This is a genomic window from Gordonia sp. J1A, from assembly GCF_055393515.1.
In genome coordinates this window covers 64,518-83,854 of record NZ_AP041607.1, presented here as the reverse complement: position 1 = coordinate 83,854, position 19,337 = coordinate 64,518, and the positions used below count along the sequence as shown (strand labels likewise).

The 19,337-nt window shown below is 68.0% G+C and carries 20 protein-coding genes; 5 read left to right on the top strand and 15 right to left on the bottom strand.

The window, feature by feature from the left end:
- Nucleotides 1–30: 30 nt before the first annotated feature.
- The 4 genes from ACZ5QD_RS00415 to ACZ5QD_RS00400 form a co-directional block, all read right to left on the bottom strand.
- Nucleotides 31–1,386, bottom strand: a complete 1,356-nt coding sequence (locus tag ACZ5QD_RS00415) for a gephyrin-like molybdotransferase receptor GlpR (protein ID WP_006894713.1) — start codon at nt 1,384–1,386, stop codon at nt 31–33.
- Nucleotides 1,387–1,506: 120 nt separating this feature from the next.
- Nucleotides 1,507–2,163 carry a GNAT family N-acetyltransferase gene (locus tag ACZ5QD_RS00410; RefSeq protein ID WP_039866720.1) on the bottom strand — a complete coding sequence of 219 codons (657 nt, stop codon included), beginning with the start codon at nt 2,161–2,163 and terminating at the stop codon, nt 1,507–1,509.
- Between the two features lie 30 nt (nt 2,164–2,193).
- Nucleotides 2,194–3,498: a molybdotransferase-like divisome protein Glp gene (gene glp / locus ACZ5QD_RS00405; protein ID WP_006894711.1), complete on the bottom strand. Its 1,305-nt coding sequence runs from the start codon at nt 3,496–3,498 to the stop codon at nt 2,194–2,196.
- Nucleotides 3,499–3,632: 134 nt separating this feature from the next.
- Nucleotides 3,633–4,568: a UTP--glucose-1-phosphate uridylyltransferase gene (locus ACZ5QD_RS00400; protein WP_039866719.1), complete on the bottom strand. Its 936-nt coding sequence runs from the start codon at nt 4,566–4,568 to the stop codon at nt 3,633–3,635.
- A 59-nt stretch (nt 4,569–4,627) separates the two neighbouring features.
- Here ACZ5QD_RS00400 and ACZ5QD_RS00395 point away from each other — a divergent pair, with 59 nt between their 5' ends.
- Complete coding sequence (locus ACZ5QD_RS00395) at nt 4,628–5,215, top strand: 5-formyltetrahydrofolate cyclo-ligase (protein WP_006894709.1); 588 nt, start codon at nt 4,628–4,630, stop codon at nt 5,213–5,215.
- 37 nt (nt 5,216–5,252) lie between these two features.
- On the opposite strand, the gene ACZ5QD_RS00390 is transcribed toward ACZ5QD_RS00395, so the two are convergent.
- Nucleotides 5,253–5,558, bottom strand: coding sequence for an FmdB family zinc ribbon protein (locus ACZ5QD_RS00390; RefSeq protein WP_006894708.1), 306 nt, complete (start codon nt 5,556–5,558; stop codon nt 5,253–5,255).
- Nucleotides 5,559–5,658: 100 nt separating this feature from the next.
- Nucleotides 5,659–6,927: a Na+/H+ antiporter NhaA gene (gene nhaA, locus ACZ5QD_RS00385; protein ID WP_006894707.1), complete on the bottom strand. Its 1,269-nt coding sequence runs from the start codon at nt 6,925–6,927 to the stop codon at nt 5,659–5,661.
- Between the two features lie 113 nt (nt 6,928–7,040).
- On the opposite strand from nhaA, the gene ACZ5QD_RS00380 reads away from it, so the two are divergent.
- The 3 genes from ACZ5QD_RS00380 (at nt 7,041) to ACZ5QD_RS00370 (ending at nt 9,426) form a co-directional block, all read left to right on the top strand.
- Nucleotides 7,041–7,694, top strand: coding sequence for an SAF domain-containing protein (locus ACZ5QD_RS00380; protein ID WP_006894706.1), 654 nt, complete (start codon nt 7,041–7,043; stop codon nt 7,692–7,694).
- 95 nt (nt 7,695–7,789) lie between these two features.
- Nucleotides 7,790–8,593 (top strand): large conductance mechanosensitive channel protein MscL, encoded by an 804-nt coding sequence (gene mscL / locus ACZ5QD_RS00375; protein WP_006894705.1) that lies wholly within the window; start codon nt 7,790–7,792, stop codon nt 8,591–8,593.
- A gap of 149 nt (nt 8,594–8,742) precedes the next feature.
- Entirely contained in the window at nt 8,743–9,426 is a 684-nt protein-coding gene (locus ACZ5QD_RS00370; protein WP_006894704.1) for a biliverdin-producing heme oxygenase, read from the top strand.
- Between the two features lie 84 nt (nt 9,427–9,510).
- Here ACZ5QD_RS00370 and ACZ5QD_RS00365 read toward each other — a convergent pair whose 3' ends face one another.
- The 8 genes from ACZ5QD_RS00365 to ACZ5QD_RS00330 form a co-directional block, all read right to left on the bottom strand.
- Nucleotides 9,511–10,146 (bottom strand): MspA family porin, encoded by a 636-nt coding sequence (locus ACZ5QD_RS00365; protein WP_006894703.1) that lies wholly within the window; start codon nt 10,144–10,146, stop codon nt 9,511–9,513.
- Nucleotides 10,147–10,176: 30 nt separating this feature from the next.
- Entirely contained in the window at nt 10,177–10,806 is a 630-nt protein-coding gene (locus ACZ5QD_RS00360) for an MspA family porin (protein ID WP_006894702.1), read from the bottom strand.
- Between the two features lie 326 nt (nt 10,807–11,132).
- The gene (locus ACZ5QD_RS00355) at nt 11,133–11,654 is read right to left on the bottom strand and encodes a MogA/MoaB family molybdenum cofactor biosynthesis protein (RefSeq protein ID WP_006894701.1); all 522 of its coding nucleotides are present in this window, start codon (nt 11,652–11,654) and stop codon (nt 11,133–11,135) included.
- Between the two features lie 73 nt (nt 11,655–11,727).
- Nucleotides 11,728–13,134, bottom strand: a complete 1,407-nt coding sequence (locus tag ACZ5QD_RS00350) for a trypsin-like peptidase domain-containing protein (RefSeq protein ID WP_222111749.1) — start codon at nt 13,132–13,134, stop codon at nt 11,728–11,730.
- 91 nt (nt 13,135–13,225) lie between these two features.
- A complete protein-coding gene (locus tag ACZ5QD_RS00345) occupies nt 13,226–14,644 on the bottom strand; it encodes a HAMP domain-containing sensor histidine kinase (RefSeq protein WP_006894696.1) in 1,419 nt (472 codons plus the stop codon).
- Nucleotides 14,645–14,647: 3 nt separating this feature from the next.
- The gene (locus ACZ5QD_RS00340) at nt 14,648–15,331 is read right to left on the bottom strand and encodes a response regulator transcription factor (protein WP_006894695.1); all 684 of its coding nucleotides are present in this window, start codon (nt 15,329–15,331) and stop codon (nt 14,648–14,650) included.
- 70 nt (nt 15,332–15,401) lie between these two features.
- Nucleotides 15,402–17,000 carry an FAD-dependent oxidoreductase gene (locus ACZ5QD_RS00335; RefSeq protein ID WP_464367010.1) on the bottom strand — a complete coding sequence of 533 codons (1,599 nt, stop codon included), beginning with the start codon at nt 16,998–17,000 and terminating at the stop codon, nt 15,402–15,404.
- Between the two features lie 66 nt (nt 17,001–17,066).
- Nucleotides 17,067–17,999: an AurF N-oxygenase family protein gene (locus ACZ5QD_RS00330; RefSeq protein ID WP_006894693.1), complete on the bottom strand. Its 933-nt coding sequence runs from the start codon at nt 17,997–17,999 to the stop codon at nt 17,067–17,069.
- Nucleotides 18,000–18,157: 158 nt separating this feature from the next.
- On the opposite strand from ACZ5QD_RS00330, the gene ACZ5QD_RS00325 reads away from it, so the two are divergent.
- Nucleotides 18,158–18,928, top strand: coding sequence for an SDR family oxidoreductase (locus ACZ5QD_RS00325; protein ID WP_006894692.1), 771 nt, complete (start codon nt 18,158–18,160; stop codon nt 18,926–18,928).
- A 100-nt stretch (nt 18,929–19,028) separates the two neighbouring features.
- Here the strand turns inward: ACZ5QD_RS00325 and rpmF are convergent, their stop codons facing one another.
- Nucleotides 19,029–19,202, bottom strand: a complete 174-nt coding sequence (rpmF, locus tag ACZ5QD_RS00320) for a 50S ribosomal protein L32 (protein WP_006894691.1) — start codon at nt 19,200–19,202, stop codon at nt 19,029–19,031.
- Nucleotides 19,203–19,337: the final 135 nt, after the last annotated feature.

The following is a 19,337-nucleotide window of genomic DNA, read 5'->3' as shown; positions in this document are numbered from 1 at the left end:
GCCTAGGGCGAATCATGCCGCACGGCAGCGTTACACAGCCGTTCGACGGAACTGCAGGCTGTCGTGATCATCGTCGGCGCTGTCGTCGTACTCGGACTGGTAGGCGAAGTCGTAAGCCGGGAGATGGTCGAAGGCCGGGTCCTCGTCGTCGATCTCGAGGACGATCGCTCCGCCGGGCCGGCGGAGGCGTGCGGGCGGCTCCATGTAGGTGGGTTCGGCTCGACGAGACTGCAGCCGCTCGTCCTCCAACCGCTGACGTCGGCGGCGAGCCGCGCGCTGAGCAGCTCGCGCGTGCTCCTCACGCACCGTTCTGCGCAGGAACACCAGATACAGCGAGAACACCGTGACCATCGCGACCGCGGCGATGATCCCCCACGGCCGGAAGACGAATGCGCCGACGATAGATCCGATCGTGAGCACCGCCAGGATGAGGACCATCCGCTGCCGTTCGCGGTACTGCATCCGCTCGCGTTCGGCCACATGGTCCGGTCCGCGCCCGCCGCGACCGCGCAGTTCGCGCGCCGTCGGAGCAGACCCCGCGTCGTCGTCCAGGACGGAGCCGAACTCGCCCGCCGCCGCTGCATCGTCGTCATCGTCCTGCGCGTACTCGTCCTGCGCGTACTCGCTCTCGTCGTCCTCGGCGTCGTACTCGTCGTACTCGTACGCGTCCTGGTCGTCCTCGGCGTGCTCCTCGTACTGGTCTTCCTCGAACACCTCGCCGTCGTTCGCCTCGTCGTATGCCTCGTCCACCGGGATCTGATCCGCGTCACGCGCGGCCTGTGCCTCGTCGAGGTCGACCACGTCCGCTACAACCACCGGGATCTGGTCGGTCATCTCGACCGCCGACAGGACGTCCACATCCGGCCCCGCCTCAGACTCCGCCTCAGGCTCCTCGGCAGACTCTTCGGCGTCGACCATCTCGGCGTCGTCCAGTCCATCCAGGTCGGCGTCGTCGAGTTCGACATCGACCACATCGTCGTCCTCGGTCTCCGCCGGTGTCTGGTCTCCGGCTTCGTCGACGAGCTCCGCGTCGACGGTCTCGATGACCCCCGAATCGGCCTCCAGACGGTCGACGTCGTCATCCCGATCGTCGACTGCCGCATCCGCTTCGTCCGCCGCTTGCGTCGCGGAAACGGCCGTGACGTCGGCCTTGCGCTGCGCGGCCTTCGCCTGTTCGGCGGCCTTCGCGGCTGCGCGCTGGGCGGCGCGCGCCCGAGCCGCGGTCCTGCTCGACGTCCGCCGACTCGAGCCGCCACGGTGCACCAGGCGGGTGTTCGCAGCCGCTTCGGTTGTCTTGCGGGCCTGAGGCCGACCGCGCAGCACCATGGGGACCAGCACGAACAGCCAAACTGCGATCAGGGTCACCCACAGCACAGAAGTCGGCATGACCGGCAGCTCCTTTCCGGGTCGAGCGACGAGTATCCACTCCACAGGGTAGGAACCGTCCGACGGCGTGCGGCTCAGGCGCGCCGGGGAACTTCCATTTCTCAGCGAACGATCAGCACCTCAGACGGCGTGGGCGCGACCGGCGCGGATCAGTGTGTCGACCGCGCTCCCCGACACCTCGTCGACGGTAAGCCCGAACAGCAGATGGTCGCGCCACCGCGCGTTCACATCCATGTACCGCTTCAACAATCCCTCGCGACGGAAGCCGATCTTGGTCAGCACCGCCTGCGACGCCGCGTTCTCCGGCTGCACGGTGGCTTCCAGCCGGTGCAGTCCGACCGGCCCGAAGGCGTGATCGACACCCAGCGCCACGGCGGCCGAGGCCACGCCACCGCCCGCCACGTCGGAATCGACCCAGTACCCGATCCACGCGCTGCGCACCGCCCCGCGCTGAACGTTGCCGATGGTCAGCTGCCCGGCGTACCGTCCGTCCACCTCGATCACGAAGGGCAGCACCGTTCCGCGCTTGGCCTCGGACTTCAGGAGCGAGAACAGCGGCGCCCAGGACGACGGCTGGTGGCGCGCGTCCCACGGCCCCTGGCCGGTCGGTTCCCACGGAAGCAGGTCGTTCTGGTTTTTGATCCGCAGTCGACTCCACTCGCCCGCATCACGCATCCGGATCGGGCGCACGCGAACCACACCGGACTTGACCCGGACGGGTCCCAGCTCCGCCGGCCAACCCGGGCTCCGCGGCGAATCGACCAACCACCTCAGCACAGGGCGATTGTAGTCAGGCGGCCCGGCCCGCTATCCGCGCTGCGCCAAGAACATGACATCGACGTGATCACCGGTCCGCAGTTCTTCGACGTCCTCGTCCACCACGATCAGGCAGTTGGCCTCGGCCAACTCCGCCAGCAGATGGGAGGCGCCGCTCTCCGACTCGCCGATCACCTGGACGAGATACTCCCCGGACCGCTCGTCGCGCATCAGCTGGCCGCGCAGGAATCCGCGCCGGCCCTCCACCGACAGAATCGGGCCGATCGTCCGTGCCGTCACCATGCGCCGCATCGGCTGCCGTTTGCCGAGGGCGATGCGGATGAGGGGCCGGACCATCACTTCGAAGGTGACGAGCGCGCTGACCGGGTTGGCGGGCAGCAGGAAGGTGGGGATCTCGTCCCGCCCGAGCCGTCCGAAGCCCTGCACCGATCCCGGATGCATTGCCACACGCCCGATCTCGAGGTCGCCGAGATCGGCGAGCGCCTCGCCCACGGCGCGCGACGCGGCCCCGCCGATCGATCCGCAGATCACCACGATCTCCGACCGGATCAGCTGGGCCTCCACGGCTTCGCGCAGGCGGGCGGGGTCGCGCTCGGCGATCCCGAGGCGGTGCACGTCGGCGCCGGCGTCGCGCGCGGCGGCCGCGAGGGAATAGCTGTTGATGTCGAAGACCTGCCCGGCACCGGGTTTCCGATCGATGTCGACCAGTTCGTTGCCGACGGCGATCACCGAGACCCGCGGTCGCGGATGCACCAGGACCCGCGACCGTCCGACCGCGGCCAGCAGACCGACCTGCGCGGGGCCGATCACCGCGCCCGCGCTGACCGCGACGTCACCGGGACGGACGTCGTCGCCGGTGCGCCGGACGTAGTCGCCGCTGTCGACGGCGTGCCCGACCATCACCCGCGATTCGCCCCCGTCGGTCCATCTGACCGGCACGACCGCGTCGGCCAGCGTGGGCATCGGCGCTCCGGTCTCGACCCGGACCGCCTGTCCCGGCTGCAGCCGGGTCGGGGTGCGCGAACCCGCGGTCACGTCTCCGACCACCGGGAGATGCACCACGAGCCGGCCGCTGTCGTCGAGTTCCTCCACCTCGATCCCGTCCGCGTTCAGCTCGGTCACATCGTCGGGGGCGGGAGCGCCGGCCGGCGCCACATCCACCGCGCGCACCGCGTAACCGTCGACGGCGGCTTGATCGAAACCGGGCAGCGGGTCGGAGGTGACGACCTCCTCCGCGCACAGCAGGCCCTCGGCCTCGGAGATGGCCACCTGCACCGGTCGCGGTGCGACCACCGAAGCCGTCACGAGGCTCAAATGGTCCTCGACCGAGCGCATAGTTCTCCTCACGTCCCCCGAGTGGTCTCAGATCGGTGCGCGCCGACCGCTCGCACGACCGGGCAACGCGCAGTTCGAGGCTAACGGCCCGCTTCGCGCAGAGCCCGCAGGCGCGCTGAACACAGCGAGATCGGTCAGTCGTCGGCGAGCCGTCGAACCAGCCATTCCCGCAGCTCCGGACCGTAGTCGTCACGGTCGAGAGCGAAGTCGACGGCGGCCTTCAGATATCCGCCGGGATTCCCGAGATCGTGCCGGCTGCCCTCGTGGACCACGACATGGACGGGCTCGCCCCACTCGATCAACAACGCGATCGCATCCGTCAGCTGGAGTTCGCCGCCCGCGCCCGGCTCGATGGTGCGCAACGCGTCGAAGATCTTGCGGTCGAGGATGTACCGGCCCGCCGCCGCCAGATTCGAGGGAGCTTCCGCTGCGGGCGGCTTCTCGACCATGCCGCGCACCCGCTTGACCTCCGGATCGTCGGCGACCTCCTCGACGTCGAAGACGCCGTACGCGCTGATCTTCTCCCCGGGCACCTCGATCGCGCACAGGACGCTGCCGCCGTACCGAGCGTGTGCGGCCGCCATCCGGCCGAGGACTCCACCGGGCAGCACCAGATCGTCGGGCAGCAGCACCGCGATCGCATCCTCGTCGTCGGCCAGTTCCGGTTCCACGCAGCCGACGGCGTGGCCGAGGCCGAGCGGGCGGTCCTGCACCACCGAGTCCACCTCCAGCAGCGACGGGGCGTTCCGCACCTTGGCGAGCATCGCCTCCTTGCCGCGCTTGGCTAGGCGGCCCTCGAGGACCAGGTCTTCGACGAAGTGCGCGACCACACCGTCTTTACCCGGCGAGGTGACGATCAGCAGCCGCTCGGCACCCGCCGACTTCGCCTCTTCGGCCACCAACTCGATGCCGGGGGTGTCGACGATGGGCAGCAGTTCCTTCGGCACCGTCTTGGTGGCCGGCAGAAACCTGGTGCCGAGACCGGCCGCGGGAACGACGGCGGTGTACGGGATGGGCGGCGCATGCATCACGGCGCGCCGGCCTGACGGTCGAGCGGAGGTGTCGGACATGTGCCTCAGCGTAATGGCCGTTTCTGGCAGGATCGGACGTGAGTCTCTGAAAGGGAGCCATGAGCACCGAAAAGTCCGACATGCGGCGCCGCGTCCTCGATGCCAGGTCCCGGATGTCGCCCTTCGTTCTCGCCCAGTGCAATGCGGAACTCGCCGAATGGATGTATCGGTTGCCCGTCGAACTCGCCGCGGGCGACACGGTCGCGGCGTACGTCGCCACCCGCGCCGAACCCGGCGGGACCGCGATGCTCGACGCGCTGCTCGATCAGGGGCTGCGGGTGCTGCTGCCGATCGTCCCCGAGGGCGATCCGGCACGACTGCAGTGGGGCGAGTACCGCGGCGAGAGCTCACTGACTCAGGGCCGGTGGCGCCTGCTCGAACCTCAGGGCTACCGGCTCGATCCGGATGTGCTGCACGACGCCGCCCTCATCCTGGTCCCGGCGGTGGCCGCCGACCGCACCGGCGCGCGGCTCGGCCGGGGTGCCGGCTATTACGACCGCACCCTCGCCGCTGTGGAGGCGCCGGTGGTGGCCGTGGTGCACGATGCCGAGTTGTTCGACGACGGCGTCCCGCACGAGGCCAACGACGTCCCGATGGACTGGGTGCTGACCCCGGGCGGCGGATTCAGCCGCGTGTCACCGGGCTGATCGGACATTTGCGCGGAGCGACCCGCGCGAGCCCGTGTCAGGCGGAGGCTGCCGCCGGTGCCGCCGCGGCGCTCGTCCCGGAGGCCGAACCGCTCGTCGACGAGTCGGACGACGACGAGGTCGAGCCGGAGTCGCTGGAGGAGGAATTGGCCGCCACCGATCCGCCCGAGCGAGAGTCGGTGCGGTAGAAACCGCTGCCCTTGAAGACGATGCCGACCGAATTGAAGAGCTTGCGCAAGCGGCCGCTGCACTGCGGGCACTCGGTCAGCGAGTCGTCAGAGAACGCCTGCTGGATGTCGAACTTGTTGTCGCACTCAGTGCACGCGTAGCTGTAGGTGGGCACGGAAACCTCCGAAGGTCGAGAACTCGTTGTCTAGTGTAAACCGAATCTGGCACTCAATCATTCCGAGTGCCAGCGACGGTGCGGATCGAGTGCTTTCGGCCTAGTCGTCCAGCTCGACGGCGGCCTCGCCGTTCACGCGCGCATGCCGCACGTCCCACCGGAGCAACGCACCGCCGAGGACGGCCGCGACCAGCGAACCGAGCAGGATCCCCACCTTCGCCGCGGGTTGGTGATCCGCGGGGAGACCGGTGGCGTCGGAGAACGACAGTTCGGCGATCAGCAGTGCGACTGTGAAGCCGATACCTGTCAGCAGTCCCACGGGCACGAGGCTGCGCACAGAGATGCCCTCCGCGAGACGCAGCGGCGTCAGCCGTGTCACCAGGAAGGTGGTGACCACCACTCCGAGCACTTTGCCGACCACGAGACCGCAGAACACGCCGATGCTCACCGGCTGCACGATGTGCCCCACCCCGATGACCGTCACACCCGCAGAGGCGAACGCGAACAACGGCAGGGCGATGCCCGCCGAGATCGGCGCCACGGTCTCCGCGAACGATTCGGTGCGCGGGTGACGCTCGTCGAATACCAGAGCGGCGGGGACCGCGAAACCGAGGAGGACGCCGGCCACGGTGGAATGGACACCGGACGCGTGGACGAATCCCCACGCGGCCAGCCCCAGCGGCGCCAGAATCCACCAGTGCGTGCGACGCAATCTCACCGCGAACCCGAAGGCCACGACGCAGACCAGCCCGATCGCGAGCATCACGAAGTCGATGGTCTCGGTGTAGACCGTGGCGATCACGATGATTCCGAGCAGGTCGTCGACCACCGCGAGTGTCATCAGGAAGACGCGCAGCGCGCTGGGCAGTCCTGCGCCGAAGATCGCGAACACCGCCAGCGCGAAGGCGATGTCGGTAGCGGTCGGCGTCGCCCACCCGCGCAGCGCCTCGGGATCGTTGGTGGCGACGATCGCCACATAGATGAGTGCGGGAACCACCATCCCGCCCACCGCCGCCGCCACGGGCACACCGGCGCGGCGCGGGTCACGCAGACTGCCTGCGACGAATTCGTGCTTGAGTTCGAGCCCGACGACGAAGAAGAAGATCGCGAGCAGACCGTCGGCCGCCCACTCGGCCAGCGACAGGTCGAGATGAAGCGACGCCGGCCCCACCACGGTTTCCAGCATCGAGTGATACCCCTCGCGCCACGGCGAGTTCGCGAGGGCGAAGCCGAGCAGTGCGGCGACCAGAAGAACCGCGCCGCCCTGGATGTCACCGCTGATCCAGCCCTTCCACGCCTGTCGCCGCGACGATCCCTGATCGGTCCCCGAGTCGGTCGTCGATGGGCCGTAGACCCCGTGATCGCTCATGTACACATCTTTGCAGACACCGAATCTGTGGAAATCGTTGTCGAGCGAGCGTGCGCATCCACAATCGGCGAATTGCCCACGACCGGCGGCGCCACCCAGCGGACTGTTGAGGTATGACGATTTCGCATCGCCCCGGCCACCTCTCACCGAGCGCGTTGTCTCGGGTGCAGGCCATTCTCGGCACTGGACGATTTCGGTCAATTCGGATTCGACGAATCGCTGCGGCACTTCTCGTCATCGCCGCGCTCGGCGCATTCGCCGTATCGCGGCGGCACGTCGGTTCGCCGATCGTACTGACGGCTGCGACCGATCTTCGACCGGGCACTCTCCTCACCGCCGCGGATCTCGCCGCGCGTGCCGTACCGGCCGACCTGTCCCCTCCCGGTGCGCTCACCGATACCGGCTCCGCGATCGGCCGCAAGCTGACCGGACCGGTGCGCCGCGGCGAGATGATCACCGAGACACGGCTGCTCACGTCGCGGCTGCCCACCGCACTGACCGGCGATCCGGGAGCGCGGCTGGTGCCGATCCGCCCCGCCGACGAGTCGGTCGTCGCCCTGGTCCGCCAGGGCGACGTGGTGGACGTCCTCGATTCGGAGGCCACCGTTCTGGCCCGAGGCGCGATAGTCGCCGGCGAACCGTCGAATCCGTCGGGCAAACCGATGAACTCGGCGGCGACGCCGATTCTTCTGGCGATGAACGAGCAGGCGGCCCGCCGAGTGGCATCGACCGGATTAGACATGGCCTTGGCCGTCATACTCCACTGAATGACAGCCGAACGGTCCTGTTCCACCGCACGAAACCTTTATATGTGGTTTAGACTCAGCAACCAGCAATAGCACCAAGATCAGAGGGGACGCGCGTGCTCAAAGGTTTCAAAGACTTCATAATGCGGGGCAATGTGGTCGAACTGGCCACAGCGGTGATTATCGGTGCGGCGTTCACGGCGATTGTCACCGCATTCACCGAGAAGATCATCAATCCCCTCCTCGCCACGATTCCCAGCGGCGACTGCCCCACCGCGGACGGCGCCGCCAGTGGCCCCGCCCAGATCTGCGGGTTCGGATTCTCGATCAAGTCCGACGACCCCGCGACCTTCCTCGACTTCGGTGCCGTCATCTCCGCGGTCATCAACTTCATCATCGTCGCCGCGGTGGTCTACTTCCTGATCGTCGTTCCGTACAACAAGCTGCAGGAACTCCGGAAGCTCCAGGACAAGGAGGAGGATCCGGATCCCGAGATCGTCCTGCTGACGCAGATCCGCAATGCCCTCGACCCCGACGCCAAGGAGCGCGACGAAGCCGAGAAGGCCGCGAAGGAGGCGGAGATGGCTGCCGCCGATCGCGCGAACCGCGAGCCGGCACCGACGCCTGCGCCGATGGCGCCTCCCCCGTCACCCGGCTACGGCGATCGGACGCAGACCATGAACATCCCGCCTCAGGCGCAGCAGGCTCCGCCGCAGGCCCACCCGCAGCACGAGCAGCAGCCGGGGCACCAGGGTTTCACGCCGCCGTCCGGCCCGCCGACCGGAGGCTTTCCGACCCCGAATCCGGCGCCGGGCGAGTACCCGCCTCCGGGCAATCTGCCCCCGGGTCAGTACGCTCCGGGCCAGTACCCGCCGCCTCCGGGTCAGAATCCCGGTGACGCGCCGCGTCACTCACGCTGACTCATCGACGAGACCGAATTCTCGACGAGACGCACGGCACCCGCTGCGGGGCGGGTGCCGTGCGTCGTTTTCGGGCACTCCGACTCGCGTGTACGACGCGAAATTGTTACCTTAGCCTTGCCTTTAACTCGATCTCTGAAGGGGACGTTATGCCGACCACCGCATCTCCCGACCTCGCGGCAGACCTCCGCTTGTCGGAGCAGATGAAGCAGGGATCGTCCTCCGAGCACGAGCAGGCCGAGAACTCCGAGTTCATCTCTGAGCTGCTGGCCGGCCGGATCAACGAGGCTGGGTACATCGCTTACCTGCAGCGCCTGCGCATCGTGTACGACGCGCTCGAGCGCGCATCGCGTGCCCTCGCCGACGACCCCCAGGTGTCACTGGTCCACGACCCGGCGCTGGAGCGGGTCGCGACGATCGACGCCGATCTGGCTCACTGGAGCGCGCGCGGGGGCATCGTTCCCGAGCCGGTCGACTCTCCGGCCGCCGACGCCTATGCCGCGCGCATCACCGAATCCGCGTCGTGGGGTGGCCATCTGGTGGCTCACCACTACACGCGCTACCTCGGCGACCTGTCCGGCGGCCAGGCCATCGGCCGCCTCCTGGACCGGGAGTTCGAGCTCGGCGGCGAGGGCGTCTCGATGTACTCCTTCGAGCTCGCCACCGCGAACAAGCCCTACAAGGACGCGTACCGGGCCAAGCTCGACGCGATCGGCGATTCGCTCAGCGCCGCCGACCGCGAGCGCATCGTCGACGAGGTCCGGGTGGCCTTCCGACTCAACCAGCAACTCTTCGCCGAACTGGTCGGCCTGCTGGACGACTACCGCCGCTGACCGGCGCCCGGCTCGAAAGCCACCGGCACAGGAAAGGGCCGCGACCTCCTCGGAGGTCGCGGCCCTTTTTCGCCTGGTGCTCGGTCAGCCGATGCTGAACGGCTTGCCGTAGAGCGTCACGTTGCCGACGTAAGTGTCGGTGGAGACGCGGACGGTCACCTTGGCACGCGCCTGGGCGTAGCCCGCGCAGCCGTCGACGCCGAAGCGCTCGTTGCTGTAGGCGACGCCGCCCTGAGCGTTCTTGAAGGTGAACGCGTTGGTCTCGTAGTCGTCGACCACGGAATGGATGACCGGCGTGTAAGCAGCCTTGCCCGGGGAAAGCTCAATCGCTCCGCCGGCGTTCGCCGACGGGGCAGCCTTCTCCGACTCGAACGTGTACGTCTCGCCCACACCGCCGTTCGCACTTGCGCCGAAATTGACTTGGCAACCGACGATGTAACCGGCATTGACACTGCCGCCCTTGACGCCACCGGTGGTGGTGACGCGAACCTTGCCGGAGACCAGAACCTCGCGCGAGAGAGGGGTGCTGGTGACGGCGCGGCTGATCCTGGCCGACTCGCCGTACAGCTTGATGGAGACACTGCCCTCGGGCAGCGACTTGGTCTTCGAGACGCTCGGCAGTGCGACCGCATTGGCCGGAGCGGCGAGCGTGGCGCCGGCGGCGACGGCGCCGACGAGTGCTGCGGACGCGGTGAGACCGCGGACTACGCGCTTGTTCATTCTTCTACCTCGTGAGTCTGTGATCTCGGGTCAGCCGAGGCTGAACGGGGTGCCGAGCAGGTTGGCCTGCACGTAACCGCTGTTGCCGGACAGGGACTTCTCCTGGGCGTCGTAGCCGTCGGCCGCGACGACCCGAACCACCGAGCGTGCCGAGGCGTAGCCGCCGCACTGCTGCACGTCGATCGAGAAGCTGTCGACCATGACCGTGCCCTTACCCTTCTTGAGGGTGAGCTTGTCGGTCGTAGCGAATACGACCTGGCCCGGTGCCAGAGGCACAGACAGTCCAGCGCTCACGCTAGCTTTCGTTAGATCAATCGATCCGGAGAGAGTGCCCTTGAAGCCCGTCAGGTTCACCTGGCAACCGACCAGGTAACCGACGGTCATGACACCGGTGCCCTTGCTCAAGGTCGTCTTGTAGGTTCCCGACACGGCGGCCGCGCGGCCCGCACCGTTGGCGGCCAACGACGGCATGATCCGGCTGCTCTCGCCGCTGCGCGAGATCTCCACCACCTGGCCGTCGACACCGACGGCCTTGGTGTGGCCACCCGGCAGACGACCTGCGTCAGCCTGACCTGCTCCGACTACTGCTCCGGTTACTGCGGTGAGCGCGACTGCAGCCAGGGCTGCAGCGCGGCGCTTACCGACACCACTGAACTTCACACGTATCACCCTTCAACGTGACCGACACCATGGTCGGCTTAAGACTGTGCGGCAGATAATGGATTCTCAGCCGCGGCTTAGATTAACCCAGCCGCACAGTCGCCGCTCGGCGCCGGAGAGGATTGCCGGATTTCACGTGAGAAGGGTCACTTACCCGCTAGTTATGGTGTGGGGGCCGGTTCTCGTCGTACCAACGACGACCACGCCCGGAATGCGCGTCTTCGCCCGGGTCGGTCCTGACCTCGGGCAATTCATCGCCGAAGACGGCGTCGAGGCGCCGCTTGCGACGCCACGCCTCCTCCTCCGACCGGTCGGCCGAAGACGTCTCAGAACTCACTGATCGCGGCGATGACGTGATGCGCCAACGGGATCAGCGTCGCCATGCCGTCACGGACGGCCGCGCGGGAGTCGGCGAGATTGACCACGACCGTCTGCCCCGAGATGCCGGCGAGTCCGCGCGAGAGCCCCGCGTCGGTAGCGCCCGCGGACAGTCCCGAACTGCGAATGGCCTCCTCGATGCCGGCCAGCCGACGATCGAGCAGGGGCTCGGCCGCCTCGGGCGTCACGTCCCGCGGCCCCACCCCGACACCGCCGACCGAGACGACGAGATCGACGCCGCCGATCACGGCGGTGTTGATCGCGTTCCGGATCTCCACCTCGTCGCCGGAGACCGTGGTGGTCGCGTCGACGTGGAAGTCCGCCTCCTCGAGCAGTTCCACCACCAGCGGCCCCAGCAGATCGTGATCCTCCCCGCCGACGGCGCGGTCGTCGATCACCACCACCAGGGCCCGCGGCGTCACGATGCCCTGGACCACGGCTTCGGCTTCGGCTTCTGCGGCGTCAATCATGATTCGACCTTCCTCGAGTGCACCGCCGTCGCGGCGCTCGTGTGTGGCTTGTCCTCCGGGCGCCCGGTGCCGATCAGCTGGCGCCCAGCTTCACGTCGACGGTCTTGGTCTGCCCGTTGACGACGTACGTGATCTTCACGGTATCCCCCGGAGCATAGGAACGGATAGCGGCGACGAGCGCGTCCGACGAAGCGATCTTGCGGTCTTCGACCTGCGTGATGACCGCGCCCTTCGGGATTCCCGCCTGATCGGCGGCACCGCCGCCGACGACATTCACCACCTGGGCGCCCGGCTGCGTCACGTCGCTGCTGGGCCGGACGTTGACGCCGAGGCTCGCCTGCTGGACACGGCCGCCCGAGCGCAGCGCGTTCGCGATCCGCATCGCCTGGTCCACCGGAATCGCGAAACCCAGGCCGATGCTGCCGGACTGCTGCTCAGTGCCGCCGTTCACGGTCGCGATGGCGGTGTTGATGCCGATCAACGCACCGTTGGCGTTGACGAGTGCACCGCCGGAGTTGCCCGGGTTGATCGCCGCGTCGGTCTGGATGGCGTCCATCACCGATTCCACCGAACCGTCGGCGCCGGAGGTGGACACCGGCCGGTTCAGGGAACTGATGATGCCGGTCGTGACCGTCCCTTCGAGTCCGAGCGGCGACCCGACGGCGATCACCTCCTGGCCTACCGAGAGGTTGGCCGACGAGCCGATGGTGATCGGCCTCAGACCGGTCTTGTCGGCCTGGATGACCGCGATGTCGGATGTGGGATCGGTGCCGAGCACCTTCGCCATCGCTCGACTGCCGTCGTAGAAGCTGACCAGGATCTTGTCCGCGGGCTTACCGCCGCCGGCGCTGATGACATGGTTGTTGGTCAGGATCACGCCGTTGTCGCTGAGAATGACGCCCGAGCCCGATCCGACCTGATTCCCGACCTCGACGGTGATCGAGACGACCGACGGGAGGACCTGGGCCGCGGTGGCCTGGACCGAACCCGGCGCGGCACTGGGCTGCGCGGTGTTGGTGGGTCCGGAGGCGACGACGTTCGACGTCGACGATCCGTCTTTGTCTGAACCGCCCGCGACCGAGGCGCCGATCGCTCCTCCCGCGCCGCCCGCGAGGAGCGCGACGGCCACGGCGCCGATGAGAAGCTTGCGGCCCCCGTTCGACCGTGCCGGCGGAACGTCGGCCGACGACGATCCGGTCGCCTGCGGCATCTGCCCTAGCGGTGCGGTTCCGCCCGGCTGCTGCTGGTAGTACGGCGCATTCGGCTGATCGGGCCGCGGGTACTGACCGAGCGGGCCGGTCGCTCCCGGAGGCGGCGACGGGAACTGACCGCTGGGCGGGTTCGACGGCGAGCCCGGTGAATGGTTTCCAGCGTCCGCACTGCCGTAGGGATTCGTGGGAAGTCCGCCGGTCGGAGGTTGATTCGGATCTCCGGGGACCTGACGCCAATCGTCGTTGCCGGGGTGTTCGCCGTTGGTCATGGATTAAACCCTATTGCACCATTCTGTGAAGCCGCTCAGTCCCCGTTGCCGAGTTACTGCGAGGTTCCTGCCGAGTACCTGTGAACGATCGTCAGCGTCTCACGACGATCGGATCGGGCTCAGTATGGTGCGGCAGACCGGGTATCCGCATGCGAATCAGCGCACCTCCCTGGTCGGATCCCTCGGCCGCCACCGAGCCCCCGAGACGGGTGAGAACCTGCCGCACGATCGCCAGGCCGAGGCCCGAACCCGGCATCGATCGAGTCGCGTCGGCGCGGTAGAACCGTTCGAACACCATCTCGCGATCCTCCGGGGCGATGCCCGGTCCCGCGTCGGCCACCGTCAGCTCGGCACTGGCCGGTCCCACCTGACGGAGCCGCACGTGCACGGTGCGGCCAGGCGGACTCCACTTCGCTGCGTTGTCGAGCACGTTCAGCACCGCCCGCGCGAGGCCGTGCTCCTCACCGAAGACGAACCACGGAACGGTTTCCACGTCGAAGTCGATGTCGGCGCGCCGGCGCCGGACCCGCTCGAGTGCGGCGTCGATGACGTCTTCGAGGGCGACCTCCTGATGCACGGCCTCCAGCGCGTCGTCGCGCGCGAGGTCGACGAGATCGCCGACCAGGGTCGACAGTTCCTCGATCTGCGCCATCACATCCGAGCGCAGTTCCACCATGTCGGCCGCGGGTACAGGCGGTGCACCCGGTGCCGATGAGGCGATGAGCAGTTCGAGGTTGGTGCGCAGCGAGGTGAGCGGAGTCTTGAGTTCGTGTCCGGCGTCGGCGACGAGACGGGCCTGCTTGTCGCGCGACTCGGCGAGCGCGCGCAGCATCGTGTTGAAACTCTCGGTGAGCCGCGCGAGTTCGTCCTTGCCGGTCACCGGGATCGGCGTGAGGTCCTGAGTTCGTGCGACGCGTTCGGCCGCGGCCGTGAGACGGGTGACCGGGCGCAGTCCGGTGCGGGCCACCGCGGTTCCGGCGATCGCGGCGAAGGCCACCCCCGCTCCGCCGACGATGAACAGCACCGAGCCGAGCCGGCCGAGGACCGCGTCCGTCCGGTCCAGCGACTGCGCCAGCACCAGCGTGCTGCCGTCGGACAGTTTGCGCGCCAGCACCCGGTGGTTGGCGGTGGTTCGCAGACTCTGATTGAGCTTGCCCGGCGGATTGGTCGACTTCGCCACATCCTTCTCCGGATCCCCGAAGGGGACGTCGCCGACCATGATGGCGCGGCCGTCCTGCTCGATCAGTGCGATCGAGATGGACGTGGAGAACACGGTGCCCGCCACCAGCGCCTCGGGACCGTTGCTCAGCCGGCCGAGCTTGGCGAGGGCGGTGAGACCGTCGGCACGGGCGACGAGCTGGGTGTCGACGTCGTTGTACATCGCGCGCGACACCACGAAGTACGCGGCTCCGGCCATCAGCACCGCCGACAGCAGGACCACCGCGGCGGCCAGGAGCGCGACGCGGCGTCGCAGTGAGACCGCGCGCGTCAGGCGGAACGGACCACGCATCGGCTACGGTGTGCCCTCGCGCAGAACGTATCCGACGCCGCGCACGGTGTGGATCAGACGCGGCTCGCCGTCGGCCTCGGTCTTGCGGCGCAGGTAGCCGATGTAGACCTCCAGCGCGTTGCCGGAGGTCGGGAAGTCGTAGCCCCACACCTCCTCGAGGATGCGGCTGCGGGTCAGCACCCGCTTCGGGTTGCTCATCAGCATCTCCAACAGCGCGAACTCCGTGCGGGTGAGGCTGATCTGGCGCTCGCCGCGGGTCACCTCGCGGGTCACGGGGTCGAGGGTGAGGTCGGCGAAGGAGACCGCCTCGCTCTCCTCCTCGTCCCGGGTGGTGCGGCGCAGCAGCGACCGCAACCGGGCCAGCAGTTCCTCGAGTGCGAAGGGCTTGGGCAGGTAGTCGTCGGCGCCCGCGTCCAACCCGCTGACCCGCTCCGAGACCGAATCGCGGGCCGTGAGCACGAGGATCGGCAGGTCGTCGCCCGCCGACCGGAGTCGCCGGCACACCTCGAGACCGTCCAGACGCGGCATCATCACGTCCAGAATCATCAGGTCCGGGCGATCGGCGATCACCTTCTCCAGCGCCTCCAGCCCGTCGCCCGCGGTCTCGACCGAGTATCCGTTGAAGCTGAGCGACCGTCGGAGCGATTCGCGGACCGCACGATCGTCGTCCACCACCAGGATGCGCATGGTTACAGTCTTATATCCACAACTGAGATTCGACTGAGCGAACACGCCGTTCGGCGCGATTCGGTCGCGCTCAGCGACGCCGCCGTCCCGCCGCCGCCAGCATGTCGGCCACCTCGGTGAACTTCACCCGGGGACGCCCCTGACGGGCGCCCAGCTCGCGCTCGCGCCGGTCGATCGCCGCGATCCCCCGGTAGCCGATCGCCTGACGTCGCCTGCGCCGCAACAGTGCACTGAACTCCTCGGCGGTACCGCCTGCGCGACGCAGACCGGATGCGGCGTCCTCGATGAACGCCTCGACCGTGTCGATGGCGTGCAACTTGTTGGAGCCGATACCGCCGGTGGATCCGCGGGCGGCCCAGCCGACGGCGTACGCACCGGGAATCGGCATGCCCTCGGCGTCGACGATTCGGCCCTCGCGCACCGGGAACCGGCCCGCTTCGGTGTCGAACGGAAGCCCGCCGACCGGTACGGACCGGTAACCGATCGATCGGACCAGCAGATCTGCGGCGATGCGGTACGAGCGTCCGCCGGTGTTCACCGAGACCGACTGCAGCGCGCCGTCTCCGTGTGCGGCCTCGGGGACCGTGTTGAAGAGGAACACGATCCGGCGGCGGTCGGAGGACGCGGGTCCCGAGAGGTCGGGCAGCAGGTCGGGCAGCAGGTCGAGCGAGGCCGTGCCGTCGTGCACCACCACCTCCACGCCGGGAAGCACCGACAGCGCGCGGTGCTCGGCCGCGGTGTACGCCGCGGCGTCCTGACCTCGCCGGCCGAGCAGAACCACCTCATGGATGTCCTGCCTGCGCAGGAGGTCGAGCGCACGGTCGGCGATGTCGGTGACCGCCAGTGCCTCCGGCTGCGATACGAGGATGCGGGCGATGTCGAGCGCGACGTTGCCCGTCCCGACGATCACGGCCCGGCCGCTGCCGTCGACCGGGATGTTCGGACCCGAGGCGCCGGGCACGGCGTTGTACCAGGCCACCAGTTCGGTGGCCGACGTACTGCCCGGCAGATCCTCGCCGGCGATCCCGAGGCGGCGGGCCTGCGATGCACCGGTCGCGTAGAAGACGGCGTCGAAGTGGTGCGCCAGTTCGCCCGGCGTGATCTGACCGGCCCGTACATCGGGGCCGATCTCGACATTGGTGGCCATCGTGACCCGCGGGTCCCGGTACAGGATGTCGAAGGTCTTCATGACGTCCTTGGTGCTCGGATGGTCGGGCGCGACGCCCGCGCGGACCAATCCGCCCGGTGTGGGCAGCTTGTCGAACACCGTCACCTGCGCGTCCGTCCGGTTCAGCACCGTCCGCAGGGCGTATCCGCCCGACGGACCCGTGCCGACGATCGCGACCCGCAGATCGCGCGGCAAACGCGGGATCTCCGGGTACACCACATCGGTCCAGCCGGACGAGACATCGGGGTGGTCGCGATAGTAGGCGGCGTTGATGTCGGCGAAGATCTCGTCGCGCTCACCGAGCCGGTCGGCCGGGAAGATCGCATTGACCGGGCACGCGTCGGCGCATGCTCCGCAGTCGATGCACGCGTCGGGGTCGATGTGCAGGATGTCGGAGGTGCCGAAACCCCGTTCCTCCGGCGTCGGGTGGATGCAGTTCACCGGGCACACCGACACGCACGCGGCGTCGCTGCAGCAGGACTGGGTGATGACGAACGACAACGAGTGCCCCTTTACTTCGAGCGCGTCCGGGCTGGTCGGGAAGCGGGTCCGGCGATCGATCCGCCGCTAGATCATGTGCGCCTTGCGGTAGTAGTGCATGGCCGGCTTGGTCAGCAGGCCCACCTCGTCGAGGAACTCCATGAGGTGACCGCAGCTGCTGCGGATCATCGAGTGGAAGTGGCCGTTGTCGCGGCGCTCGGCCAGCGCACGCTTCACGTCGAGTCCCGCATCGGCGTAGGCCTTCGGCTGGATCAGACTGCTCACGATGAGGTACGCGCCCGCCGCCACCGACAGCGCGCTGAACTGCCTGCGGGCCCAGCCGATCCCGTCGACCGACTCACGCACCTGTTCGCGCGCGAACTTCATGTGCCGGGATTCCTCGAGAACGTGGATCTCGTTGACGGTCCGGATGAAGGGGAGCACCCGCTCGTCGCGCATGCATCCGCGCTGGAACACGTCGAGAACCTCCTCGGCGACGAGAATGCCCGCATAGGCGACCTCGTTGCGCGCAAGGAGCTTGAAAGACTTGCCCAACTGGGCGATCTTCGGGTGCGGATGATACGAAGTGCCGACCATCTTCTCCGACGCCTTGGCGAACATCAGCGAATGCCGGCACTCATCGGCGATCTCCACCAGCGCGAACTGGAACTCGGAGGAGTGGTAGTCGCCGACGTACTGATCGCGCAGAACCATCTCCTGCAGAATCATCTCGAACCAGATGCCGATGTTCATGATCGACGCGAACTCGTGACGCGTCAGATCGACTCGCTGCTCGTGGGTGAGCTCGTCCCAGTAGTCGGTGCCGTACAGCGACGACCACTCCGGGCTGCATCCGTACTTGTCGGGATCCATCGGCAACGACCAGTCGATCTCGGTCATCGCATTGCGCGAGAGCCGGGCGGCCGATCGCAGCAACCGTTCGGACACCTGCTCGGCACCCGAGTCCTGCAGGCTGATCAGGTTGTCGCCCGCGTTCTCCCGTTCGATCGCTGCCGTCATGTTGACCTCCGGTACATTATTCCATCGCATCTTGTAACAACAATCATTGTCACGGTAACACTCGCGTCCTGAGACGTAAACGGTCTAGAGTTCCTACCGGAGAGTAATATCAATGCGAGGGGCGTCCTCGCAGGTCACAGTGGGGAGAATCCAGAGTCATGCCTTCGATCTTCATTTCCGGCGGTGCCGCGGGCATCGGCCTCGCGACCGCCGAGCGATTCGCCCTCGAAGGCTGGACGGTCGGCGTCTACGACGTCAGCGACGAGGCGCTGGCCGCCGTCCGCGAGGAGCACCCCGACTTCATCACCGGTCACCTCGACGTCCGCGACCCGCAGCAGTGGTCGACGGCACTGGCCGAGTTCACCTCGCACACCGACGGCCGCCTCGACGTGCTCGACAACAACGCCGGGATCCTGGTGGCGGGCCCCCTCACCGAGATCTCGACCGACGCGATCAAGGCGCAGATCGACATCGACGCACTGGGAGTGACCCTGGGCGCCCAGGCGGCCCACCGGTATCTCAAGGCGACTCCGGGATCGCATCTGGTGAACATCGCCTCCGCATCCGCGATCTACGGCCAGCCGGGAATCGCCACCTACAGCGCGACCAAGTTCTACGTCGCAGGCCTCACCGAGGCGCTGGAGTTGGAGTGGGCGGCCGACGACATCCGCGTCGTGAGCATCTGGCCGCTGTGGGCCAAGACCGCGCTCGCCGACAACGATGCGAAATCAACCAGGACGCTCGGTGTCCGCATCACCCCCGAACAGGTCGCCGACAAGGTCTGGGAATCGGTTCATCCGACCATCGCGGACCGCGTGCTGAGCCGCACGAGCTACTCGGTGGGGCTGCAGACCACGGTTCTGGGCAACGCGGCCAAGTTCATTCCCAACGTCCTCAACCGCGGCGTGAACAAGATCCTCTCGCAGTAGCCTCCGACGAGACGGAGCCTCCGCAGGCCCCACGACGAAACGGCTGGGGCCGGCGATCTCTCGCCGGCCCCAGCCGTTGAAGTCTGTGTGTCAGCCGCGCTCAGCGACGGTCGAGATCGACCAGACCGAGCTTCGCTGCCTTGACCAGGCGGCGCGGGATGCGCTGCGAAACACCGTTGATCTTCTCTTCCTGCAGTGCGACGTTGTCCGCCTTCCACTGCGAACGACGGCTACGGGTGTTGGCCCGCGACATCCGGCGCTTGGGTACTGCCATGGTTCCAGCCCTTCTCTTACCTGGCGCGGGTGGGCTCGGGCTGTCTCCCGACCCGCCAGACCCGCTGAAGTCTTCTCACCACGGCACAGCGGCCGCGGCACACAACCAGACCAGGTTAGCCGCCGCGGGCTCCCG